General features: G+C 71.1%; 19 protein-coding genes and 1 pseudogene. 9 read left to right on the top strand and 11 right to left on the bottom strand.

The window, feature by feature from the left end; all coding sequences use genetic code 11:
• Positions 1-6 precede the first annotated feature (6 nt).
• Genes WME96_RS11140 through WME96_RS11130 form a run of 3 tightly spaced genes read right to left on the bottom strand, consistent with a single transcriptional unit; the run spans position 7 to position 2,016 of the window.
• The gene (locus WME96_RS11140; RefSeq protein ID WP_437290126.1) at positions 7-762 is read right to left on the bottom strand and encodes a LytR/AlgR family response regulator transcription factor; all 756 of its coding nucleotides are present in this window, start codon (positions 760-762) and stop codon (positions 7-9) included.
• Positions 759-1,823, bottom strand: coding sequence for a sensor histidine kinase (locus WME96_RS11135; RefSeq protein ID WP_437290125.1), 1,065 nt, complete (start codon positions 1,821-1,823; stop codon positions 759-761). The genes WME96_RS11140 and WME96_RS11135 overlap by 4 nt, the downstream gene beginning before the upstream one ends.
• 37 nt (positions 1,824-1,860) lie before the next feature.
• Positions 1,861-2,016, bottom strand: a complete 156-nt coding sequence (locus tag WME96_RS11130; RefSeq protein WP_437290124.1) for a hypothetical protein — start codon at positions 2,014-2,016, stop codon at positions 1,861-1,863.
• 1,523 nt (positions 2,017-3,539) lie between these two features.
• On the opposite strand from WME96_RS11130, the gene WME96_RS11125 reads away from it, so the two are divergent.
• The gene (locus WME96_RS11125; RefSeq protein ID WP_437290123.1) at positions 3,540-5,042 is read left to right on the top strand and encodes a serine/threonine protein kinase; all 1,503 of its coding nucleotides are present in this window, start codon (positions 3,540-3,542) and stop codon (positions 5,040-5,042) included.
• Between the two features lie 10 nt (positions 5,043-5,052).
• Here the strand turns inward: WME96_RS11125 and WME96_RS11120 are convergent, their stop codons facing one another.
• Positions 5,053-5,997, bottom strand: coding sequence for a PEGA domain-containing protein (locus tag WME96_RS11120; RefSeq protein ID WP_437290122.1), 945 nt, complete (start codon positions 5,995-5,997; stop codon positions 5,053-5,055).
• A gap of 283 nt (positions 5,998-6,280) precedes the next feature.
• On the opposite strand from WME96_RS11120, the gene WME96_RS11115 reads away from it, so the two are divergent.
• From WME96_RS11115 to WME96_RS11105, 3 genes are read left to right on the top strand one after another with little or no spacing between them, the layout of a single operon-like run.
• On the top strand, positions 6,281-9,118 hold the full coding sequence (locus WME96_RS11115; protein WP_437290121.1) for a hypothetical protein: 2,838 nt from the start codon (positions 6,281-6,283) through the stop codon (positions 9,116-9,118).
• Positions 9,119-9,162: 44 nt separating this feature from the next.
• Positions 9,163-10,284 (top strand): multiheme c-type cytochrome, encoded by a 1,122-nt coding sequence (locus WME96_RS11110; protein WP_437290120.1) that lies wholly within the window; start codon positions 9,163-9,165, stop codon positions 10,282-10,284.
• 55 nt (positions 10,285-10,339) lie between these two features.
• A complete protein-coding gene (locus tag WME96_RS11105; RefSeq protein ID WP_437290119.1) occupies positions 10,340-11,905 on the top strand; it encodes a WD40/YVTN/BNR-like repeat-containing protein in 1,566 nt (521 codons plus the stop codon).
• 230 nt (positions 11,906-12,135) lie between these two features.
• On the opposite strand, the gene WME96_RS11100 is transcribed toward WME96_RS11105, so the two are convergent.
• Positions 12,136-13,641 carry an FAD-dependent oxidoreductase gene (locus tag WME96_RS11100; protein ID WP_437290118.1) on the bottom strand — a complete coding sequence of 502 codons (1,506 nt, stop codon included), beginning with the start codon at positions 13,639-13,641 and terminating at the stop codon, positions 12,136-12,138.
• A gap of 45 nt (positions 13,642-13,686) precedes the next feature.
• Here WME96_RS11100 and WME96_RS11095 point away from each other — a divergent pair, with 45 nt between their 5' ends.
• The 3 genes from WME96_RS11095 to WME96_RS11085 all read left to right on the top strand — a co-directional run bounded on the left by WME96_RS11095 (position 13,687) and on the right by WME96_RS11085 (position 16,639).
• Complete coding sequence (locus WME96_RS11095) at positions 13,687-14,205, top strand: MarR family winged helix-turn-helix transcriptional regulator (protein WP_437290117.1); 519 nt, start codon at positions 13,687-13,689, stop codon at positions 14,203-14,205.
• 233 nt (positions 14,206-14,438) lie between these two features.
• On the top strand, positions 14,439-16,139 hold the full coding sequence (locus WME96_RS11090) for a DUF2330 domain-containing protein (RefSeq protein ID WP_437290116.1): 1,701 nt from the start codon (positions 14,439-14,441) through the stop codon (positions 16,137-16,139).
• 11 nt (positions 16,140-16,150) lie between these two features.
• On the top strand, positions 16,151-16,639 hold the full coding sequence (locus tag WME96_RS11085) for a hypothetical protein (protein WP_437290115.1): 489 nt from the start codon (positions 16,151-16,153) through the stop codon (positions 16,637-16,639).
• Positions 16,640-16,916: 277 nt separating this feature from the next.
• On the opposite strand, the gene WME96_RS11080 is transcribed toward WME96_RS11085, so the two are convergent.
• Positions 16,917-18,077: a trypsin-like serine protease gene (locus WME96_RS11080; RefSeq protein WP_437292302.1), complete on the bottom strand. Its 1,161-nt coding sequence runs from the start codon at positions 18,075-18,077 to the stop codon at positions 16,917-16,919.
• Positions 18,078-18,513: 436 nt separating this feature from the next.
• On the opposite strand from WME96_RS11080, the pseudogene WME96_RS11075 reads away from it, so the two are divergent.
• A pseudogene (locus WME96_RS11075) lies at positions 18,514-18,639 on the top strand (aldo/keto reductase); the annotation flags it as partial.
• A gap of 7 nt (positions 18,640-18,646) precedes the next feature.
• Here the strand turns inward: WME96_RS11075 and WME96_RS11070 are convergent.
• The 5 genes from WME96_RS11070 to WME96_RS11050 all read right to left on the bottom strand — a co-directional run bounded on the left by WME96_RS11070 (position 18,647) and on the right by WME96_RS11050 (position 21,354).
• Complete coding sequence (locus WME96_RS11070; protein ID WP_437290114.1) at positions 18,647-19,147, bottom strand: DUF6223 family protein; 501 nt, start codon at positions 19,145-19,147, stop codon at positions 18,647-18,649.
• Between the two features lie 105 nt (positions 19,148-19,252).
• The gene (locus WME96_RS11065; RefSeq protein WP_437290113.1) at positions 19,253-20,170 is read right to left on the bottom strand and encodes an AraC family transcriptional regulator; all 918 of its coding nucleotides are present in this window, start codon (positions 20,168-20,170) and stop codon (positions 19,253-19,255) included.
• Between the two features lie 68 nt (positions 20,171-20,238).
• A complete protein-coding gene (locus WME96_RS11060; RefSeq protein ID WP_437290112.1) occupies positions 20,239-20,724 on the bottom strand; it encodes an SRPBCC family protein in 486 nt (161 codons plus the stop codon).
• Positions 20,721-21,071, bottom strand: a complete 351-nt coding sequence (locus WME96_RS11055; RefSeq protein WP_437290111.1) for an ArsR/SmtB family transcription factor — start codon at positions 21,069-21,071, stop codon at positions 20,721-20,723. Before WME96_RS11055 ends, WME96_RS11060 begins: the two co-directional genes overlap by 4 nt.
• Positions 21,072-21,186: 115 nt before the next feature.
• Positions 21,187-21,354, bottom strand: coding sequence for a hypothetical protein (locus WME96_RS11050; RefSeq protein ID WP_437290110.1), 168 nt, complete (start codon positions 21,352-21,354; stop codon positions 21,187-21,189).
• A 92-nt stretch (positions 21,355-21,446) separates the two neighbouring features.
• On the opposite strand from WME96_RS11050, the gene WME96_RS11045 reads away from it, so the two are divergent.
• The gene (locus WME96_RS11045; protein ID WP_437290109.1) at positions 21,447-22,622 is read left to right on the top strand and encodes an MFS transporter; all 1,176 of its coding nucleotides are present in this window, start codon (positions 21,447-21,449) and stop codon (positions 22,620-22,622) included.
• Positions 22,623-22,690 lie beyond the last annotated feature (68 nt).

Raw genomic sequence — 22,690 nt, 5'->3', positions numbered from 1 at the left:
GCGAGCTCAGCCTGGCTGACGAATGCCCACGGTGTTCTCCAGCAACCGCTGCCGGACCTCCCGCGCCCGATCGCGCGACACGGGGACGCGGAGCGTGGGGCCGACTTCGACGATCAGCTCTCCCGCGAGCCGGCTCAGCCCCTGCGCGTGCGCGGGGGCGATGAGCCAGTTGCGGTGCACGCGTAGAACGCGGCTGCCCAGGGCTGCCCCGAGCGCGTTGAGGGAGAGGTCCATCGAGAATACACCCTCGACGTGGTGGACGTAGGTGAGGCGATCTACTGTCTGAAATGCCAGCATGCCATCGAGGTCCAGGAAGACCAGGCTGTTGCTCTTCCGGGCGACAAGGCGCCGCCGCGCGGCGCCATGGGTCGGCGGCCGGCGCCGCTCGAGCAGCCGTGCCGCGCACGTGGTGATGCGATCGAGCGTGAACGGCTTCAGGAGATAGTCGACGACGCCCAGCTCGAACCCGTCGAGCGCATACTGCGCCGAGGCGGTGGCGAGCACCACCGCCGGGGGGCTCGCCATGCCGGCGAGCGACCGGGCGAAGTCGAGCCCCGAGCGATCCCCGGGCCGATCGACGAGGCGGACGTCGACGAACGCGACCTCGATGCCGAGCTCAGGGCGCTCGAGCACCTCTCGGGCATCCTCGATGCTCGTCACCGCGGCGATGTCCCCGAAGCTTCCCGTGTCGCGCAGCAGCTCTACCAGGAAGTTGCGAGCCGGCCATTCGTCTTCGATGATCAGAGCGGACAGGGGCTTCATGCGGTCCTCTTTGGCAACACGATCTCGACGCGTGTCCGGCCGGGCTTCGCGTCGACCCACAGCGAAGCGTGGGCGGATTCGAGGGCGATGCGGCGCCGCACCAGGTCTAGCCCCCGCCCCCCGGGGCGGGCGGAGCCCGGGTCGAAGCCTGGCCCGTCATCCTCGACGATGCAGCGCAAGCGGTCCGCGTCGTGGGCTATCCGCAGGGCGACACGGCCGCGGTCCGGCCGACGGAGCGCGCCGTGATGAACCGCGTTCTCCAGCAGCGGCTGCAGCAGCAATGCCGGAAGGACGCAGTCCTCCGCCGAGCGGTCCACGTCCCACTCGAACGCGAGCCGCCCGACGTGCCGGGACTCCAGGATCCGAGCGAAGCCCCGGAGCCAGCTCACTTCGTCGCGCACCGTGTGACGGTGCCGTCGCGACTCCTGCATGGCGTCCCGCAGCAGGTCCCCGAGCGTCGCGATGAGGTTGCGGGCTTCGCGCGGCTCTTCGGTCACGAGGCCTGCGATCGTGTTGAGGGTGTTCAGCACGAAATGGGGTTCGAGCGCGGCGCGGATGCGCGCGAGCTCGGCCTCCTGGCGGAGCGCGTGTCGCTCCTGCTCCAGCCTTCGCTCGGCGCCGATCCGGCGCGGCAGCTCGACGAGCAGGGCCCAGAAGCCGAACAGCGCGTCACCGTCGAAGAAACCGACGACGGCGGTGGCCCAAAACGTCTGTCGCGGGACTTCGGCGAAGGACTCGGGCAGCGCCAAGACGAGCAGGAGGACGGCAAGGTGGGTCAGCGAACTGGCGATGCCGGCCGTCAGCGCGAGGGCAAGCAGCTGCCGCCAGACCGGCATGCGTTGCGTGTCGAGTCTGTGCGCCACCACCGTGAGCGCGCCGAGAACCGCCGACACCCACGCCGCGATCCCCAGTGCTTCCCGGGCGTCGAACTTGCTGGTGCTGACCCAGTCGAGCAGCCAGAGCACGGCCGTCGTGATCAGCACGGCCTTGCCGAGGTGGGCCTTCCCGTGGCTGGTGGGTTCGCGCGCCGCCGCCGCGACGCCACCAGTCTGGGCTAGCATCGTCCGGGTTCGGCCATGGGTTCCTGGGGGAAAGACATCACGGGAACGTGGCGTCCGCAACGTCATGGCCGCGCGCGGACCCGGCGGACGGCCACCGCGACGAGCACCCGCCGAGGTTGGCGCCGGCGAGCGCGGCGAGGACGAGGGCGAGGCAGAGGCGACGAACGCGCACGCGGTGGGTCGATGTGGGCATGAGCCCCCGGAATGCACCCCCGGGCTCATGGGTGCGGGCGGGCGCCAGCGTCCCGCTCGGCGCGGAGGCCGTCCGGATCTCCTGATTTCGCATCGAAGACGACCACGCCGGCACCACGAGCCGCCTCGCATCGACGCCGCCCCGAGCAGTCGGCGCCGAGCCAGATGGTTTGAACGACAGCTCCCATCTCTCGCCTCCCCGCCTCCCTGTGAATCTCTCCTTCTTCCTCTCCGCCCACCCCTCAGTCGATTGGACAACCGAAGCCGCCGGATCAGGACACGGCCCCGGCGCCCGCGAGGATGGCCAGCGGAATGCCAACGGCGAGCGCACGGCCCTTGATACGAGCCGGAATCTCGAGGTCGATAGCCACGATCTTGACCTGCATACCCCTCTCCTGCCGATTGCAGGTCGGAGCCTATCGGCCACCCGGGGCCGCACCTCGGCGAAGCGCCATACCGACGTGCGCAGAGCCAGGCTGTGGGGTGAAGGCGGCCCCTTCGACGCATGGGTACATCATTGACATAACGTCGCTTTTCCAGGCGGGCCGGATCGCATGGAAGGGTGTCCTGTCAACCCAGAGCAGGTCCCGCAGCTGGTGCTTGACGCCGCCGAAATCCCGTCGGGATCCACAGCCCGGGCGAGCACGACGCCCTCGAGGCTTGAGCGGCCGCCGTGCCGAGGCATCACCTCAACCTCTTCGGAAAATTGAACAGGGAGGCGGGGAGACGGGGAGGGAAAATCTATAAACACTCCCTGTCTCCATGCCTCCCTGTTCAATTTTCCTGCTGAAAAGGACTGCCAATAAGGAGATCCCTTATGTCGCCAAGGTGAGCGCCGAAGGTTCTGCCGGAGCGGCAGTTTTTCTCGACTGGGCGTCTGCGTGCGGAGCGTAGGAGACGCTCGGGTATCCGTGATAGGTTCGGTTCATGGTGGCATCGGTCATCGGGGGGCGCGGTGGCGACGGGCGTGGGCGTCAGCGCGGGCCGTCCGCGAGCTGGGTCCTCGCGGCCGCGCTCGTGACGGTCGCGAGCGATGGGAGGGTCACGCGAGCGACCGGTGAAGAGGAGAACGGTCGGAGGAGAGCGCTCCGTCTACCTCGCCGGCCAGCTCGACGGTCCCGGTGACTTCGGCTTCGGACCTGTCGGCGGGCAGCGCGAATTCATCGTGGTGCGGTTGGTCAGATAGCCGTTGACAGAACATTCTTCCACGCGATCCGGCCCTCATGAAAAACGACGCTGTATCTACAATCACTCCATGCATCCGACGGCGCGCCTCCACGGCACAGCCCGCCGAGCGGCGGCTGCCCACCCGCACAGCGCCGCCGCTGGCTGCCGGCAAATGTAAGGAAACAGGAGCGCCGGTGCGACAAAGCAGATTGTCTCCGCCGTGTTTCTTGTCGCTAGGCTCTTGCTTGGTTTCCCCGCACACTCGTACAGTCACCGAACATAGTAAACCTTGCGAGTAGCGTGAATCCTGCGCCGAATGCCTTACCCAGCGCCCCGGCCGAGCTCGGTCCCGGGTCCGTGCTGGGCCGTTACGAGCTGCTGCTGCCGATCGCGGCAGGCGGCATGGCCATGGTGTGGGCGGCGCGGCTGAAGGGGACGCGCGGCTTCCAGAAGATCGTCGCCGTCAAGACGATGCTGCCGCAGCTCTCCGAGGACGACCAGTTCGAGCGCATGTTCCTCCTGGAGGCGTCGCTCGCGTCCCAGATCCGCCACCCGCACGCCGTCGAGATCCTCGATCTCGGCGAGCAGGACGGCGTGCTGTTCCTGGCGATGGAGTGGATCGACGGCGTTCCGCTCAGCCAGGTGATGAAGGCCTCGAAGCGGCAGAACGGCATCCCCATCCCGATCGCCGTGCGCATCGTGGTGCAGGCCTGCGCCGGCCTGCACGCCGCGCACGAGCTCAAGGACGCGAGCGGCAAGCTCGTCGGCCTGGTGCACCGCGACATCTCCCCGCAGAACATCCTGGTCACGTACGACGGCATGGCCAAGGTGGTGGACTTCGGCGTGGCCAAGGCCACCGCGTTCAACGACAGCACGACGCGGGCCGGCCAGCTCAAGGGCAAGGTGAGCTACACGGCGCCGGAGGCGGTGCGCGGCGACGCGATCGACCGGCGCGTCGACGTGTTCGCGATGGGCATCCTGCTCTACGTGCTCACCACCGGCGTCCACCCGTTCCGCAGGGAATCCGAGGGCGCGACGCTGTTCGCCATCTCGTCACCGGACCCGGTGGTGGCGCCGCACACGTTCCAGCCCGGCTACCCGCCGTTGCTCGAGGCCGTGCTGCTGCGCGCGCTCGAGAAAGAGCGCGACCAGCGCTACGACACGGCCAAGGACCTGATGCGCGCGCTCGACAGGGCGCTGCCGCCCAGCCAGCGCGCCACCGACGAGGACGTCGCGAACTTCATCCGCGAGCTGTTCGAGGACCAGCAGCAGCAAACGCGCGCGGCCCTCACCGAGGCGCTGGAGCGCGCCGACCGCAGTCCGGTGAGCAGCAACCTCGGCATCTCCGACGTGACCGGCACGAGTCACTCGACGGTGAGCGCCTTCCACACCGTCGACATCCGCCGCGCGGCCTCGGGTGAGACCGCAACGAGCACGCCCGACATCGAGATCCCTCCGTTCGCGCGCTCCAACAGCCGCGTGCTCCCCGCCGTCGTGATCGCCGGTCTCGTCGCCGCCGGCGTGCTCGCCTTCCTGCAGCTCCGAAGCGCCGACGCACCAGCCGATCTTCCTTCCGTCGCAGCGCCCGCCGCCCCGGCGCCGGCGCTCCCCAGCACGCAGGCGTCAGCGCCTCCCGAGGCGGAGGCGCCCCCTGCGGCCGAGGCGGACGCCGACGGCGCCCCCCCGGTCGCGCCGTCGGCCTCCGCCTCGGCCAGCGCAGCGCCGGTGACGGCCCCGCGCCCGGTGTCACAGCCGAGCGGGCCCCGCCGTCAGAACAAGCCCGCCGAGCAGATCAAGCCGCCGAGCCCGGCGCCAACCCCCGCGCCGTCCAGGTCGTGGAAGCAGGATCCGGGGTTCTAGCTCGACCCCCTCAGAACGCTCCCGAGAGGCTCGCGCCCATCTCGGAGCCGCCCACGATGGGCGCGAGCTCGAGCGAGATCTTCTCGGGCTCTTTGGGCTTCTTCCGCTGAAGGAGCAAGATCGCGGTCGCCGTGCCGACCGCGGCGACGCCGACGCCGAGCGCCACCTGCGCGCCGTAGTGATAGAACTTGAGGTCGTCGTAGCGCGACTCCATGGAGGCCGGGCACGACTTGCCGCCAGGACCGCAGGCGTCTTCCAGATCCTTGAGCGCTCCCTGGCGGAGCACGAACAACACCCCGGAGCCGATCAGGCTCGCGGCGCCGACGCCCCCGATGACGTACGGCACCACCTTGGACGGCGGCTTCTCCTGCAAGGCGCCCGCCTGGATCAGCAGCTCTTGCGGCAACGCTTCGAGCGTCACCTCGACGCGCGTCACCCCCCCCTCCTTCAGCTCCACCGTCTCTTGAAACAGCTTGTGATTGGGAGCCTTGGCGGTGAGCGCGTGAGGCCCGGGATCGAGCGGCACCTCGACGCCGATGGACGTACCGCCGAGGGCGACGCCGTCGAGCTCCATGGCCGCAGAGCCCGCCCCTTTGCCGCGCACGATGACGAGCTTCGGGATCCGGGCCCGCAGCCGGCCGATCGCCTGCTCGACCTCGGCACGAAAATCGGACCCGACGGCGTCGGCCTCCGCGAGCGCAAGCTCGTAGCCGCCGAGCGCGGCCACGAGCCGCCCCAGATTCTCCTCGCAGACGGCGATGTGGAAGCGGACCTGCGGGGTCATCCGTACCTGGCCGACCTCGCGGAACCGCTGCAGGGCCGCGGCCCAGTTACCCGCCTGCTCGAGCTCGGTCGCCTGCTGGAACTGCGCGCGAGCTCGCTTGAGCTCGTCGCCGTCCTGAGCGAGCGCGGGCGCCTCCAGCAGCAGCAGCAGCACCGCTGCGACAGGGAACATTCGTGGAAAATTCCTCGCCACTGCGGCGCGGAACATTCGTGGAAAATTCCTCAGCGCTGCGACGCGGAACATTCGTAGAAAATTCCTCATACGACGCTTGCCATCGTGAGCTTGCCATAGTGACTTGCCTTCTCCGCCGCTGTCAACGCGGCGTTCGCGCCGCGCGACGCCGCGCCGCGTCGTCGGAGGTGCGAGCGTGCCGGCAGAGCTCCGCGCGCGGATCCTGGCGCTGGCTCGATTTATGGCCGCGAAATCCGCCGGAGAATGGTACTTTTGTCGTTGGATGTCGACCCCGACCCTTCTACGTTGCTTCGCGCTGCTCCGCGCGTTCTCGGCCGCCGTGCTGACGGCGGGGATCTCCGCCGTTTCGTGCAGCGTGCCGGACTTCGAGTTCGCGCCGGCCGGCCTGCCGGCGCACTGTACCGACGACGTGCAGTCCGACGGCGAGACGGGCCTGAACTGCGGCGGCGAGTGCGAGCCTTGCCCGCTCGGCTCCGCCTGCGCCGCGAGCCGCGACTGCGCCGAGGGCGAGTGCATCGACGGCCTTTGCCAGGAAGCGGGTTGCATGAACGGCGCCCGCGACGGCTCGGAGTCGGACGTCGATTGCGGCGGCAGCTGCGACAAGAAGTGCGCGACCGACGAGACTTGCAACCTTCCCAGCGACTGCGAGAGCCGCGTGTGCCGAGAGGGCCTGTGCGTCGGGGCGACCTGCACCGACGGCGTGACCAACGGCGGCGAGAGCGACGTGGACTGCGGCGCCGAGTGCAAGCTCTGCGAGGACGGCGAGACGTGCCGATCGAGCAGGGACTGCCTGAGCGACGATTGCATCGGCGAGGTGTGCGGCCCCACCTGCTCGGATGGCTTCGCCAACTGCGATCGTCTGGCCGAGGGTGAGTGCGAGGTGAACGTGCGCACCGACGTGGACAACTGCGGCGGCTGCGGCCAGAAGTGCGCGCTGCCGCACGCGACGGCCGAGTGCCAGGGCGGCGCCTGCAGGGTCGAGGCGTGCGAGGCGCCTTACGCCGACTGCGACGGTGATCCCGAGAACGGCTGCGAGGTGAACACCTCGACCGACTCGAGCCACTGCGGCGGGTGCGACACGCTGTGCCCGGCCGCGAACGGCGACGCGTACTGCGAGCAGTCGGAGTGCAAGATCGAGTGCGACGAGGGCTACACCGACTGCAACGGCGCCATCGACGACGGCTGCGAGAGGGCGACCACCCGCGACGTGCTGCACTGCGGCGGGTGCGGCATGGCGTGCACGCCCACGGAGGGCGGCAGGCCCTGGTGCCGCAACGGCGTGTGCGGCGAGACGGTTTGCCCGGCCGGCAGGGGCGACTGCAACGGCGACCCCGAGGACGGCTGCGAGGTGGACCTCGCCGCGGATCCGGAGAACTGCGGCACGTGCGGCGGCCTGTGCACGGTCGCCAACGGCACCGGCAAATGCACGGCCACCGGCTGCGCCATCGACACCTGCGCGCCGGGCTTCGCCGACTGCGGCGGCGGCTACGCCGACGGCTGCGAGACAAGCACGGACACGAGCCTCAGCCACTGCGGCGGCTGCGGAGAGGCCTGCACCATCGCCGGCGGCACCCCCAAGTGCGAGGCCGGCGACTGCAAGGTGAGGACCTGCAACAGCGGGATGGGCGACTGCGACGGCAATCCGGACAACGGCTGCGAGACGAACATCAACGTCAACCAGACCCACTGCGGCGCCTGCGCGGCCGCCGGCGGCGTCGACTGCAACACCATCTACGCGAACGCCACCGCCACCTGCCAGGCCGGCGCCTGCAGCTTCGCCGGGTGCCGGGCGGACTACGCCAACTGCAACAGCTCGCTGACCGACGGCTGCGAGGCCAACGTCAGGACCGACGAGGGGCACTGCGGCGACTGCAGCACGCAGTGCAACACCCTCCACACCACCAGCAACCAGTGCATCGACGGCACCTGCAACCCGGTGTGCACGACCGCGCAGTACGACGACTGCGGCGTACCGAAGAACGGCTGCAACATCGACCTGTGGAACGACGAGAGCAACTGCCTCGGCTGCAACCTCGTGTGCCAGAGCGGGGCCAGCGCCCACGTCGTCAGCAACAACTGCAGCGCGTCGGGCTGCAGCCCCGTGTGCAGCGGCCTGTGGCGCGACTGCGACGGCAACGCGATGAACGGCTGCGAGAAGGACACCTCCAGCGACATCAACGCGTGCGGCGCTTGCAACACCCGGTGCCTCCTGGCGCACGCGAGCGCCACCGCCTGCACGGCCGGCACCTGCGTGCCCACCTGCGACCCGGGCTGGAAGGCTTGCGGCGCTCCCAGCGCCGGCTGCACAACCCAGCTCGGCACCGCCAGCAACTGCGGCGACTGCGGCCACGTGTGCTCGGGGACGAGGTCCATCTGCTCGAACGGCAACTGCGTCGTCACGCCGGACATCGTCGTCGTCAACTCGGGCACGACCGGCACCTTGAGCACCATCGGGGACTCGGCGCCCCTCATCAACGTGACCCACGCGCTGCAGACGCCGCGGGACCACGATCGCATGGTCCTTGTCGGGGTCGTCGCCTCCGAGAACTCGCTCGTGCCGGTGAGCGTCACCTACGACGGCACGCCGATGACGCTCTTCAACACGCAGCGGGTGCCGGGCGAGAGCAACGCCGCGGCGCACATCTATTACCTCCTGGACAGCCAGCTTCCGGCCGGCGCCGGCAACCAGCCCGTGGTGGTGCAGATGGCGAACTCGAACACCTGGGGCGTGTACTTCGCCAACGTGGTGGAGCTGAAGGGCGTGCACCAGGCGAACCCGTTCGCGAGCACCACCACGACCGGCATCCACACCAGCGCGACGGACTGCGGCGCCACGGCGATCCGAGGGGTCAGCACCAACTTCAGCGCGAGCGGGTCGTTCGTGTACACGGTGATGGCGGCGCGCAACGCCAACGCCAGCCCCACCATCAGCCCCGGCGCGGCGACCTCCACCATGAACCGGCGCCTGACCGAGCCGGCGACCATGGTCGCGCTGGCCGGCTACCTCGTGGCCAACTCCAACACAACCATCTCCTGGACGATGGGCGGCTGCTGGAGCACCGCCGGCGTCGGCGTCGCCGTGCGGCGCGCCGGCCTCTGAGCACCTCGAGGCGCCGCGCTCGATGTACGCGGCGCAGAGGTCGCGTGCGGGGTGCCTGGCTGCTCGTGGGTCTGCTGCTCGCGCCCGGGGGCGCGTGCGCCGCCGCGCCGGATCGCGCCGGCGCGCCGCCCGCCCCGCAGGCCGCGGCAGCGCCCGGCGCGGCGGCTGCGCTGCGCCCGGCGCTGCCCGCGCCGGCGCGGGGCCGCCTCGACGCGGCCGTGGCCGCGAACCGCGCCTGCGAGGGCTGCCACGACGAGGTCGCGCGGGAGTGGCGCGCCTCGCTGCACCGCAGCGCCGACACCGAGCCGGCCTACCGCCGGGCGTTCGCCATCGAGCCCATGCCCTTCTGCCGCGGCTGCCACGCGCCGGAGGCCGTGCCGGCGGAGCCCGAGCCCGAGGCCGTGGGCGCCCTCGGCGTCGGCTGCGTGACCTGCCACGTCACCGCCGCCTCGTCCGCCGACGCCTCGGCCGGCGTGCTCGCCGCGCCCTGGACCCGGCCCGGGCCGCCGCCCGCCGCGCCGCACCCCGTCGTGCGCGACGCCCGCTTCGCCGGCGCGGCCGCCTGCGCCTCCTGCCACGAGTTCTCCTTCCCCGCGGCGCGCGGCAGCCGCAGGCCCGAGCACCTCATGCAGTCGACCCTCACCGAGCACCGGCGCTCGCCGGCCGCGGACCGGCCCTGCGCCGACTGCCACATGCCCGCGGGCGCGGCGGGCCGGCGCAGCCACGCCTTCGTGGGATCGCGCGACCCGGCCTTCGTCCGCAGCGCGGTCTCGGTGTCGGCCCGGCGCACCTCGGCCACGGCGGTGGAGATCACCCTCGCGCCCGCGAACGCGGGGCACGCGTTCCCGACCGGGGACCTCTTCCGGCGCCTGGAGATCAGCGCCGAGGCGCTGGGGCCCGACGACATGGTGCTGGGACAGACGGACCGATTCCTCGCGCGCCACTTCGCGATCAGGCCGGGCCAGGTCGGGCGGCACCTCACCGCCGACGACCGCGTGCACGCGGCGCCGGTGACGGTGCCGCTCGAGGTGGGGCCCGCCGGAGAGGGCCGGGAGATCGCCTGGCGGGTCGCGTACCAGCGGGTCGCGCACCCCGAGGGCGTGGACGAGCGCGACGCTCTCGTGGAGGGCGAGATCACGGTGGCGTCCGGGAGGCTCGCGCCGTGAGCGCGGCGGCTTGCGGGCGAGCGACGAGGAAACGAGCGGAGGAGGCCGAATAGCGATGCGCGGAAGATCGATGGGCGCGGGCGTGCTGTGGATGATCCTCGCGGGCTGCGGCTCCGCGCCGCCGCCGGATCCGGCGGGCGCGGGCGCGCGCCCGTCCGGCGACGCGCCGGCGCCGTCCGGCGACGCCGCCCAGGAGGCGCAGCCCGCGCCCGGGGCCTCCGCGCAGGCGGCGCCGGCCTCGCCGTTCATCCCGGTGGCCCGCGCGCCCTTCGATGAGGTGCGCCTCTTGCCCATCGAGGGCGCGATGCTCCTCGCCAGCGGCGTCAGCGCCCAGGACGAGGCCGACGGCTGGTGGGGCTACCCGCTCGGCGTGCTGCTGCCGGACGGCACGATCGAGGTCCAGAAGTCGCTGCGGCTGCCGTCCGGCGCCCGCCACGTGGCCGGCGTGGTGGGGCGCTGGCCCGACTCCATCGACGTCATCGCCACCGGGGACACGGGGCGGACCGGCATCGCCGAGCTCTGGACCCTGGGGCCGCGGGGCTGGCAGCAGCGCCACGAGAAGCACGGGAACTCGTTCGTGGGGCTGGCGAAGATGGGGGCCTCGGTGGTCGCGCTGCAGGCCCCGGTGATGGCGCCGTTCTTCGCGTCGCAGTTCGTGGCCGTGCGGGGGCCGAAGCCCGGGCTGAAGCTCACCCCCTCGGTGAAGAAGGAGTGCTTGATAGAAGGCCTGGACCACCCCATCCAGCGCACGGCGGTGCTCCCGGTCGCGGTGGGCTCGACCGGCGACGGCAAGGTCCTCAGCTACGGGCGGAGCTGCGCGGGCGACCCGTCGCTGGAGCTATGGCAGCCCGGCGCGACGACCTCGACGATCCTCGGGCTCGATCGCGCGAAGCGCGAGGATCACCAGAGCGCCTCGCCGCAGGTCCTCACGGGCGCGGCGAACGACGCCTGGATCTTCGACGGGTTCGTATCGCGCTTCGACGGCGCGACATGGAAGGAGGTCGAGGGGCCGAAGCCCGAGGCAGGCGTCGCCGACGCCGCCGTCGCCGGCGACGGGACGCTCTGGGTGCTGAGCGACGGCGCTGTGTTCGCGCGCCGCGGGGAGACGTGGGAGCGCACGCCCCTGCCCGAGGGCGTCAAGGCCCACGACCTGGCGACCGCGAGCGACGGCACCCTGTGGATCGCGGCAGGCGGGGCGCTCCTGCGCCACGGCAAGCCCGGCGAGCGCTCCGGCGGCTCGACCGTGCCGCTCGACAAGGCGCCCGGACCGGAGCTGAAGTCGTCGCAGCGTCAGCTCGTCAAGCCGGGTGGTCCGGCGTGCCCGCGCAACCTGGTCGTGCTCTACACCTTCAGCAAGATCACCCCCGACGACTACGACTTCCCGCTCACCCGCAAGGCCCTCAAGGGGCACACCGAGTTCGCGAGCGCGCGCTTCGCGGTGACCCGCGACGGCGGCCAGAGGTTCTTCGCCGCGCTCGTGCCGAGCTTCGACATGGGCCAGAAGCTCTCCGCGCTCATCCGCAAGGAGGTGCAGGGCTCGAACCCCAACGTCGTCTGCGCCGACCCGGAGGTCCTGCGCGAGCTGAAGCTCGATCTGAAGTCGGGCGAGGTGGTGAAGTAGCCCTGAGGGATCCCCTTATTTAGCAGCCCTTTTCAGCGGGGAGCGGGTCAGAAGTCTTGCCAGGGATCTGCCTCGCGAGAGGAGAGATTCAACGCAAAGGCGCAAAGGCGCAAAGGCGCAAAAATGCATGAATTTGTTCTTAATTTTGCGTCTTTGCGTCTTTGCGCCTTTGCGTTGAAATCTCTATCCGGATTCATGGCCGGGCTCCTGGAGGGCGGAACTGGTCCTTGTCATCCCTGTGATGGGAGGCCGACGCTGACCAGGTAGGCTTCCAGAGCCGATGCATGATCGGACGACACGATGGCGCCGATATATCCGTCCGGCCGGACGAGCACCCAGTCGCCGGGCGACACGCCATAGGCAGCGCGGAGATGGCCGCCGTCATCGACGATGTCGCCGTGCGGCCCGACGGCGTGAATGTGGAGCCCGGGGCGCGGCTTGACGGCCGAGCGCCGGTCCAGCCCGTAACCCAGCAAGGTCCAGTGCGGCCCCTGGAAGAGCTTGAAGAGCCGTGTCGGCACCCCCGCCGCGCCGCGGACGGGGGCGTCCGGCGCTCGGTCGCCGGCGAGGATGCCGCCGCCGCGCTCCGGCGTTTTCATGGCCAGCGACGACTCCGGGTATCCCAGATCGAGCTGGTGCACCTCGCGCCCGCGGCGCATGACACCTCGCTTTGCCGCCTCCAGCAGCTTCGTCGCCAGGCCGAGCATCCCCGCGGCGATCGGCCGGCGCTCCTCCTCGTAGGTCGCGAGCAGCGCCTCCGGCGCGCCTCCCAGGACGGCGGCGAGCTTCCAGCCGAGGTTGTAGGCGTCCTGCACGCTCGTATTGAGGCCCTGCCCACCCGTCGGCGGGTGGATATGCGCGGCGTCGCCGGCGAGGAAGACGCGCCCGTCCCGGTAACGGTCGGCGAGGCGCGCGTTCATGGTATAGGCCGAGGCCCAGGAGACCGAACGGATCACGATGTCGCCCCGGCCCGTGCGGCCCGCGACCATCCCCGTGAGGCCTTCCGCGGAGAGATCGACATCGCCCTCCAGAGGGATCGGCGCCTGCAGCTGGAACATGTCGGTGCCGGCGAGCGGGCACAGCGACATCCGCGTTTCCATCGACGTTGTGTTGAACTGATGCCAGGCGGCCCTGCTGAGCCCATCCAGGACGACGTCGGCGACGACGGCGCGCACCCCCAGGGTCTTGCCGGGAAAACCGATCCCGAGCGCGTGCCGCACGACGCTGCGGCCGCCGTCCGCGCCGACCAGATAGCGGACGCGGACGGTCTCCTCGCCCGTCGGGCCAGCGATGCGGGCGCTGACGCCCTCGCCATCCTGCTCGAAGCGCTTCAGCTCGCGGCCGAACTCCGGGTAGCTCCCGAGCTCCGCCAGACGCTCGCGCATCGCGGCTTCGGTCAGGAACTGGGGCACGAGGAGCGCCAGACGATAGGGCTCGCCGGGCGTCGGGTCCTGAGGCTCCATGATCTGCGACTCCTCGTAGCCTCCGTCGTCGCGATACTCCCGCTGAGGCGGGTACAGGCCGCCGGCCGCGACGACGCGGTCGAGGATGCCCAGATCCTCGAACACCTCCTGGCTGCGCGGCTGGATCCCCTTGCCGCGCGAGCCGGGAAACGGCCCGTCCAGCCTCTCGATGAGCCGGAACGCGACGCCCCGACGGGCGAGCTCAATGGCCAGGGTCAACCCAGCAGCACCCGCGCCAACGATCAGGACATCCGTCGAAAAATGTGATTCCACGGCGAGCTCCGCTTTATCTTGGACTGCGTTTCAGATATGTGTACTATGCATATAGTTACACCGAGCGAAGCGTCAAGAGAATTTGTGCAAAATACACGGACTACAAAAAAGAAGCTCCGCGAGCTCCACGGCGCCATGGTCGATCTGGTGGCGCTCATGAATCAGCCGCAGCGCGACCAGGCGCTGCTCGCGGAGGCGGGCATCTCCCTGGATCGAGCCCTCTTTCCGCTGCTGGTGGGGATCGAGCGCTACGGGCCGATCGGCGTGGTCGAGCTCTCGGAGAGAGCCGGGCGCGACTACACGACCGTCAGCCGCCAGGTCGCGAAGCTCGAGAGCCTGGGGCTGATCGAACGTCGGCCAAGCCCGGCCGATCGTCGCGTCCATGAGGCGGTGATCACCGACAAGGGGCGGCAGATGACGGAAGCACTGGACGCCGCGCGTCAGAGGATTGCGGCCCCTACCCTCGCCAGGTGGAGTGAGGAAGACTTCAACGACCTGGTGCGCCTGATGCGCCGGTTCGTGGACGACTTGATGGCGATGTCGAGCGGAACGGATAAGACCTGAGGGGCAGATCGCGCCCCTCCTCGACGGGGTGTCGCCCGGGAGCGGACGCCGGTGGCGGCCAGCGGTCGGCTTGCATTTGCGGGTGCGCGGCAGGTAGCTTGGTGGAGCCGCGGGCGCCCGACCCGGGTCGGTCGCCTGCGGCGTTGTACCCAGGAATCGCCTCTCTTTCGATCGTGGCACTGGGTTTGCCCGGGGGCGTTCGCCCGGTCGGTCGGGCGAGGAGGTTTTGGACGATGCGCAAGCTGTGGGCGGCTACGGTGGTGGCGGCTGCGGCGCTGACGACAGCGCCGCGACCCGCCGAGGCGTGCGGCGGATTCTTTTGCGGACGACAGCCGGTGGACCAGACCGCGGAGCGGATCTTGTTCGCGACGAACCAGGACGGGTCGGTCACGATGGTGACGCAGATCCAGTATGCGGGCGCGGCGCCGGACTTCGCCTGGGTGATTCCGCTCGCCGAGGTGCCGGCGGCGGACAGCCTCGCCGTGTTCCCGCAGCTCGCGCTCACCGCCCTCGATGCAGCGACGGGCCCGCAGTTCCAGTGGCCCGACGGCCCGACCTGCTACCCCCCCGTGTTCGACGGCGCGGGGCCCACCGCGGGCGGCGGCGGCGTCGATGACGGCGGCGTCACGGTGCACCTCCGGGAAGAGGTCGGGCCGTACGACGTGGCCGTGATCGAGTCGACCGATCCCGAGGCGCTCGTCGCCTGGCTTCGTGGCAACGGGTTCCGCGTCAACGACGCGATGGCGCCGTACATCCGCATCTATACGAGCGAGGGGATGAAGTTCCTCGCGCTGCGGCTCCAGCCGGACGCCGAGGTCAGCGACATCCAGCCGTTCCGCTTCACGCTTCCGTCGGGGTCGCCGTCGATCCCGATCCGGCTGACGGCGATCGCGGCCGAGCCGGAGATGGGCATCACCGTGATGCTCCTCGGCGACCGGCGCTACGGGCCGGCCAACTGGCCGGACGTCGAGATCGACGACGACCAGATCGTCTGGAGGCCGTACGAGTGGCCGATGCAGACGAACTGGACGGCGCTCGTCGCGCGCGGCGTCGACGAGGCCGGCGGTCGCGGCTTCGTCACGGAGATGAGCGGACCGACGGCCACCATCGCCGAGCAGGTCCGCAACACGATGAGCTCGGACGAGGCGCAGGTGGCCGCGCGCGACGCGCTGCTGCCGCTCCTGGAGGGCAACGCGACCATCACCCGGCTCTACACCCGCCTGTCGCCCGAGGAGATGACCGTCGACCCGATCTTCCGGCGCACCGACGGTCCCGAGGTATCGAACGTCCGCGTGCTCCCGCGGTACGTCGAAGGCCGCGACCTGTGCGTGGACGCTCCGGGCGGCGAGTCTGCCGCCGCGTCGCCGTGCGACTTCGCGGCGTGCGGCGCAGGCGGCCTGTGCCGCGTCGTCGAGGTGGAAGGCGGCGCCCAGCCCGTGGCCGCCTGCGCGTGCGTGCCGGGGACGACCGCGCGCACCACGTTCGATCCGTCGGGTCGGCCGACGGTGACCTGCCAGGACCTCCGCATGTCGTTCCTCAACCCGGGTGACCGGGCGCTTCCCGACGCGCCGCCGCTCGCGGATCCCTGTGCGACGTTCGATTGCGGTCCGAACGGCGAGTGCGTGCCCATGAACATGACGCCGACCTGCCGCTGTTCGACCGGTCATGTGGCGGTCGGCGCCATCGCCGCCGACGGCAGCCGGGAGACGACCTGCGTGCTTCCCGACGAGCCCGTCCCCGCGTCCTTCTACGACGGGCGCGTCCCGCAGCTGCCCGATTCGCTGCCGGGCGGCCGACCGGTCGACGTGCCGCCGCCCGCCGTCGAGGCCACCTCGGGAGGCTGCAGCGCCGGCGGCCATGCTGGCAGCGCCGGCGGCCTCGGCGGCGCGCTGCTCGGGCTGCTGTTGGCCGTGCGCCGCCGCCGGCGCTCGTAGGAGTCGCCGCCGTGCCCTGCTCGACGTCCGCCGCCGGTCTCGTCGTGCTCCTTGCGCTCGCCCCCGGCTGCGCCGGCGGGGACGAGCCGCCGGCGCCGGGCGTCGTCGAGCTCGGCACCGGCGAGTGGCAGTTTGAGCCGCTGGCCGACGGCCAGGAGGTCGAGCTCGCCCACGGCGCGCAGGGCGGCTGGCACCTGTGGACCAGCGTCCGGACGCTCGGCCTGGAGCCCGAGGGCGTAGAGCTCGAGGTCACGACGACCGTGATCGACGACCCCTCCTCTGCGACGACCAGCCGCGGGCGGATCGAGCTCACGGAGCTCGAGGACGGCCGGTGCGAGTTCATCGGATGGCCGGCCGTGCTCGGCGAGCCAGCTTGTGCCATCGGCCAAGCGCTCCGGATCAGGGGGGTGGTGACCGACGCGCGAGGCACGGTCGCGATCGGCGAGCGGCAGGTGCGCCCCCGATGGAACAGCGACGAAGCCTGTGCTGGCCGGCCGTAGGGAGCCCGGGCCGCGCGGGCAGACGTGGCAGGCCACCACAGAGTACTTTGAACGATCGCTCTGCGTGACGGCATCAAGAGCACCGCAGAAGCTCCCGCCATCAGGCAGCCGATGTCGGTCGCATCGCGCCGTTGCTCTATCGTCGCCCTGTGAAACGGCGGCGACACCGGGCATTCGGGCGCGCTCGCGTCCTTGATTCGGCCTTGTAACCGGCCCTGGTGGGGGGAGGACGCGGCGCGCAGGGGCTCGGGCTGAGCCGCAGGGTGAGCCTCGCGGCTCAGAGTCGGCAGATGCCGGTCGCGTCGCGGGAGCAGGAGGCGCTCGTCTTCGAGCTCGATGTGCTGCCGAAGAAAGCCTGCGTGCCGGTGATCGTGCGGAGCAGGCTGCACGTCCAGCGGCGCATGGAGGGCTCTTCGAACAGGTTCGAGGCCACGCACTCGGGGCGCTTCGCGCACACGTCCGTGCAGGCGATGTCGTCCCAGCCCGTCGCGTCGAAGGACGCGATCTCCTCGCCCGTGCGGAGCCTGCCGATGAGGTCGCGGGTCTTCATGCCCATGGCCGACATGATGAACTCGTGATTGCGCGGGGAGATGAGCGTGTAGCCTGCGCGGTTGCCGAAGGAGTCCCAGGGGTTGGTGCCCGAGTAGACCCCGAGGAGCGTCATCGCCTGGCCCGGGGGCAGCCCGTTGGAGCCGCCGAGGCTCCCCAGGGCATGGACGCCCCAGGCGGGGCCCCAGGCGTAGAGCGGGCCGCCCGTGTCGCCGCCGCGGGTACCCGCGGTGCCTTCCGGGGAGGCGGGATCGTTCGTCAGGAGCCAGCTCAAGGCGTAGTTGCTCCCCGACTGGCGGACGGAGGTCACGTGCTCGGCCAGGATGCCAAAGGTCGAGGGGTCGCCGTTGTGGGCCCCGAGGCCGGTCTGGAACGCCAAGCTGCCGTAGGCCGGGTCGCGGCTGTTCAGCCAGGCGGGCACCTGCCAGGGCACGGTCCGGTCGAGCTCGAGGACGGCGATGTTCCACGAGACGTGGCCGGGGTCTTGCCAGTTGGTCGTCGCGTTGACCCCGGCGCGCTCGAAGACGCGCTCCACCTTCGCGCGGGGTGTGAAGGCGTCGTCCGGCGCGCCGTCCCAGAAGAACCCGATCATCGACCGCGTCGACGGCATGCAGCTCGCCGCCGTGATCACGTGACGAGGACCGATGATCGTGCCCGTGCACCGGACGGCGCCGATGCCGGGCACGTCCGTATTGACCGAGACGGTCGAGTGCCAGGCCCAGTCGGTGGCCCCCAGGAAACGCACATTGTTTCCCGAGCCGTCGTAGAGCGCCGCAGAGGCGTCGCCCGTCTCCTCGATCTCGTCGGCCTGGGTCGACTCGGCGCCGACGTCGCTCTGCTCGTCAGCGAGCTCGACCGGCGCGCACGCCGCGGCGAGGAGGCATGACACCAACGCCGAAATATAAGACTTGTTGTTAAACATGTTCACCGGCCTCATATTGCATCCCTCTCGCGATCGATTCGCCGCTGCGCGGCAAATCTCAGGTCTCTACCCGGGCGCGGCCGAAACGCAGGAGCCGTCGTCGCCCGTTTCTTCGTGCGGATCGTCGGCCCGTCCTGCGCGCTCCCGACAGGTCGCCCGCGCCTGGCGAGGGGCATTGCACCTCGCAGGCCAAGCGCGCCGGGAGGCCGCGCCGCGCGACGGCGAACGCGCCCGCGGAGGTATTCGCCGTCGCGCTGCGCCGCCGACGGCCCGCCCGCGGCGACGGGCAGCCCGCGGTCACCTGTCCTGTCGTCGCCTGGGAGGCCACATCGACGAGCCGATGTGGCTTGCCAGGCGACAAGGGGCGGCGCAGCGCCCGAACCGTGGACACCGGCGACGGCCACGCAAAGGAGAAAAAGTGCACCCGATCGTGGACCTGCAGATCGAGTACGCGATCGCGACGCGCGGGCCCGAGGCGTCCATCTTCCCTGCCCTCGCAGAGCTCGGGGCGAGCGCGACGCTCTACGGGGAGCCGGTCAGCCGCTGCGGGGGGAGCGGGCCAGTGCCAGCCGACCGAGGACCACGCCGATCAGCCCCAGCACCAGGGCCAGGATGGCCCCGCCTCGCCCATTGCCGGTGCCGACGCCACCGGTGGAGGTGGCGAGGTGCAGCCCAGCGAGGAGCATGCCGATCACGCCCAGCACCAGGGCCACGATGGCCCCGTCACGCCCGTTGCCGGTGCCGATACGACCGCCGGAGCGGGCCAGCGCCAGCCCACCGACGACCGCGCCGATCAGCGCCACCACCGCGGCCACGGTGGCCCCGGCTCGCCCGGAGCCGGTGCCGATGACCCCTTGCGCGGCCGCCGGTGCGGCAAGCCCGACCCCCCCGAGCAGCGCGGCCGCGGCCGCGAAGCGCTTCCTTGCCCTGTTCACCCTGACGGTGGCGCGCGGCCGTGCGGCCGCCCGCGGGGCTGCTTTGAACTTGTTCCCAGGATCGCCGACCTTCGTGTCAACCTGGAGCGAGCGTTGCGTCATGACCCATGTCTACGACCGTCGGGCAACCCGGTCTTGGACGAATTGGAAGCGGTCCGGCGCGTCGCCGGTCGCGCTGCGGTGCGCCCCGGCGCCGGGCCTTCGCGGTCATCCGATCAGGACACCTCGAGGTCGCGCGTGGCGCCGGCCCCTTCCCCGCGCCCCCTCCGGCGCGGCTGACGCGGCGATGGCGATGTGGTGCAACTTGACGCGCTCGCGGGAGGACTGGGCGATGAGCGCGGTCGGCGAATCACCGGAGAGGGCCACGAACTCGCGGATGAGGTGCGACTGATCGCAGAACCCTGACGCGGCGGCGAGCCGGGCCCAGTCCGGATCGCGCTCCCTCTCGGCCGACGAAAGCGCCCGCCGAAAGCGGGTGATCCGGGCGAAGGCCTTCGGGGCGAGGCCGGTCTCGGCGGTGAACACGTCGATGAGCCGGCGGTGGCTGATGCCGAGCGTGGCCGCCACGTCGGCGACGCGCCGCTCGCCTCCCTCGAGCGCCGCGATCGCGTGCGGCACCAGGGGATGACCGGGGCGCGCATGCGCCAGGCGCTCGAGCAGCGCGCGCTCGAGCAGCGCGAAGCGAGCGCGCGGGTCCGGCGCCGCGCACAGGCGCTCACGGAGCTCCGCCGCTCGCCGCCCCCAGAGATCCGCGAGGTCGACGTGCGTGTCGGTCAGCGCGCCGGGCGGCGCGCCGAGGAACGGCCACGCGCCGCCAGGGCGGAAGTGGACCCCGACCATCGACGCGTGCTGGCGTGTGTCGACGCCGAAGGAGGCCTGGTACGCGCCCGACACGACGGCGCCGGCGTGGCGGCGAACGGCGGGGCCGTCGTGGATGCGAAGCTCGTCCTCGTCGAGGTTGACGACGAGCTGGAGGGTGCCCGAGGGCAGGATGCGCTCGGCCGCGCGGGGCGGAGCAGCCGAAAGGCACCAGAGCTCGGCGACGTGCGCCGAGAGCGGCGGACCCGGCACGTGGCGGACATACAGCACGTGGACATCATGGCCGACGATCACGTCGCCGGCCACACCGCTGCGCGGCGGTCGCCCGCGCCGGCGAGCCTCCCGGCCAGGTGGAGCGTCCCGCGACGGAACGCTCACTTCATGTAGCGTCTGTCGAGCTTGCCGAGCTGGCTGGTGAAGCCGGCTCTCTGCATCTCCGTGAAGTGCGGATCGTGCATCGCGTGAAGCGTCACGGTCATGTGCGCGCCGTGCGCCAGCGGGGTGAAGAGGACGTCGATGTGGCTCTCGTAGGCCTCGACGCCCGGAAGAAAGTCGATGACGCTCGTGATGGTGAGCGCCTTCTCCGGCGAGAAGGCGCTGAAGCGGGCGCGCACCTCGTGGGACGTCGGCTGCCCGCCGCGCTTCATCGCCTCGATCATCTCCTGGGAGTCGGCGATCATCGTGTAGTGGAGGAGCCCGTTCTCCTTCGGCTCGATCGCGTGGACCTCGACCCGGAATCCCTCGGGACCCCACCAGGATTCGAAGCCGTCCTTGGTCGCCCAGAGCTCCCAGAGCTCCGAGACCGAGGCCGGGTAGGTGCGTTCGATGAGGATGCTGGCTTTATTGGCTATCGCGTTCATTCACTTCGTCCTTTCTTGGTCCCGCTCTTCCGCGCCGTTCGTCTCGCCTCGAGCGCATCACCGAACCGATCCAGGCGCTTCTCCCAGAGCGACCGGTAGCGCCCCACCCAGTCGTCGAGCTGCCGGAAAGGCTCCGGGCGCAGCGAGTAGAGGCGCCTCGTGCCTTCCGCCCGCACCGCGACGAACCCGGCCTCCCCGAGGATCCGCAGGTGGCGCGAGACGCCGGACTGCTGGATCGAGACGATCTCGACGAGCTCACCGACCGCGCGCTCGCCGTCGAGCAGCGCCTCCACGAGGAGACGCCGCGTCGGGTCGGCCAGCACTTCGAACAACTCCGAGCTGGGCATGGGCGCAATATGCACTAGCGTGTATATTCACGCAAGTAAATATTGTCGCGCGCCGGCGGTCCTCCTGCTCGCCGCCGGCGTCCATGCGATCGCGCCGCTGGGCAGCACCGGGGTGTTACCCTACCTCTCGGACGAGGTGCGCGAGGCCGTCACCGCCCTCGTCGTCAAGCGCGTGGCGGGCCGGGCTCCACTGCTGGTCGAACGTGTCGAGCATCACCGCGTAGAGGACCGTGCACCACGCGACGACGCGACGAAGAGGCCGCCTCGCGCCGGTGGCGGGCATGCGGAAAAGATGTAACCTCGCCGGCGCATGCATCCTTCGAGGAAGACACATCGCTCCATGGCCTGCGGGGCGTCTGGGGAGAGGCCGCCCACGTGCCGCCGCTCCTGATCCTCACCTACGTTGGATTCGTGAGCCTCGGCCTGCCGGACGCGGTGCTCGGCGTCACGTGGCCCTCGCTGCGCACCGCGTTCGCGCTCCCGCAGAGCGCGCTCGGCGCGCTCCTGGTCGGGACGGGCGTCGGGTATTTCTCGTCCAGCGTCGCGGCGGGGAAGCTCGTGGAGCGGCTCGGCGTGGGCAAGCTGCTGACGCTCAGCAGCGGGCTCATCACGGTCGCCATGCTCGGTTACACGACGACGCCGGCCTGGCCGCTGCTGATCCTCTGCGGGCTGATCGCCGGGCTCGGCTCGGGCGCGATCGACGCGGGGCTCAACACCTACGCGGCGAGCAACTTCTCCGCCCGCCACGTGAACTGGCTGCACGCCTGTTACTGCGTCGGCGCGGCGCTCGGCCCGCTCATCGCGACGGCGGCGCTCGCGACCACCGGCTCATGGCGCTCGGGCTACGCGATCATCGGCGCGATCATGTTGGTCCTGACCACGGCCTTTGCCGTGGTCAAGGGAGCGTTCCGCGCGCGGGCGGCGGCCGCCGGAGGCCCGCAGGAGGCGCCGGGCGTCCCCGTCCCGCTCGCCGCGGCGCTGCGGCAGCGCCGCGTGTGGCTGCAGATCGCGGTGTTCTTCCTCTACACCGGCCTCGAATTGGTGCTCGGGCAGTGGAGCTTCACGCTCAACACCGAGGCGCGCGGCGTCGCGGCGGAGACGGCCGGGGTGTGGGCGGGCGCCTACTGGGGCAGCATCGGCGTCGGGCGCGTCGTGCTCGGCATGGCGGTCGATCGGGTGGGCGCGGACCGGCTCCTGCGCATGGCCACGCTGACGGCGCTGCTCGGAACCGTGCTGTTCGCGGTGGGCCCGGCCTGGCCAGGGGCCGCGGGGCTCATGCTGGCGGGGCTCGGTCTCGCGCCGATCTACCCGACGTTGATGTCCCGCACCCCGGCTCGGCTCGGCCCCTACACCGCGCACGCGATCGGGTTCCAGGCGAGCGCGGCCATGGTCGGCGGCGTGGTCCTGCCGAGCCTCGGCGGCGTGCTCGCCGCGCGTGTGGGGCTGCCGTCGATCGGGACGCTCGCGGTGGTCACGGCCGCGGGCCTGTGGCTGCTGCACGAGGTGCTGGTCCGGTCGACGCCCCCTCGGGGCACGAGCGACGGCGCGTAGGCGCCGCGCGAGCGCCACAGAGCCACTTGCCACCCAGACGCCGCTCGCCTCACCCGGGAGGGTGGCCG

It is taken from the genome of Sorangium sp. So ce406 (assembly GCF_051474675.1).
Classification (GTDB): domain Bacteria; phylum Myxococcota_A; class Polyangia; order Polyangiales; family Polyangiaceae; genus Sorangium; species Sorangium cellulosum_G.
This window is presented reverse-complemented; position numbering and strand designations above follow the sequence as displayed.

Coding starts and splice junctions, on each gene's coding strand:
- WME96_RS11140 (WP_437290126.1), bottom strand. CDS start 762: ATGAAGCCCCTGTCCGCTCTGATCATCGAAGACGAATGGCCGGCTCGC.
- WME96_RS11135 (WP_437290125.1), bottom strand. CDS start 1,823: ATGCTAGCCCAGACTGGTGGCGTCGCGGCGGCGGCGCGCGAACCCACC.
- WME96_RS11130 (WP_437290124.1), bottom strand. CDS start 2,016: ATGCCCACATCGACCCACCGCGTGCGCGTTCGTCGCCTCTGCCTCGCC.
- WME96_RS11120 (WP_437290122.1), bottom strand. CDS start 5,997: ATGTTCCCTGTCGCAGCGGTGCTGCTGCTGCTGCTGGAGGCGCCCGCG.
- WME96_RS11115 (WP_437290121.1), top strand. CDS start 6,281: ATGTCGACCCCGACCCTTCTACGTTGCTTCGCGCTGCTCCGCGCGTTC.
- WME96_RS11105 (WP_437290119.1), top strand. CDS start 10,340: ATGCGCGGAAGATCGATGGGCGCGGGCGTGCTGTGGATGATCCTCGCG.
- WME96_RS11095 (WP_437290117.1), top strand. CDS start 13,687: ATGCATATAGTTACACCGAGCGAAGCGTCAAGAGAATTTGTGCAAAAT.
- WME96_RS11090 (WP_437290116.1), top strand. CDS start 14,439: ATGCGCAAGCTGTGGGCGGCTACGGTGGTGGCGGCTGCGGCGCTGACG.
- WME96_RS11070 (WP_437290114.1), bottom strand. CDS start 19,147: ATGACGCAACGCTCGCTCCAGGTTGACACGAAGGTCGGCGATCCTGGG.
- WME96_RS11060 (WP_437290112.1), bottom strand. CDS start 20,724: ATGAACGCGATAGCCAATAAAGCCAGCATCCTCATCGAACGCACCTAC.
- WME96_RS11055 (WP_437290111.1), bottom strand. CDS start 21,071: ATGCCCAGCTCGGAGTTGTTCGAAGTGCTGGCCGACCCGACGCGGCGT.
- WME96_RS11050 (WP_437290110.1), bottom strand. CDS start 21,354: ATGCCCGCCACCGGCGCGAGGCGGCCTCTTCGTCGCGTCGTCGCGTGG.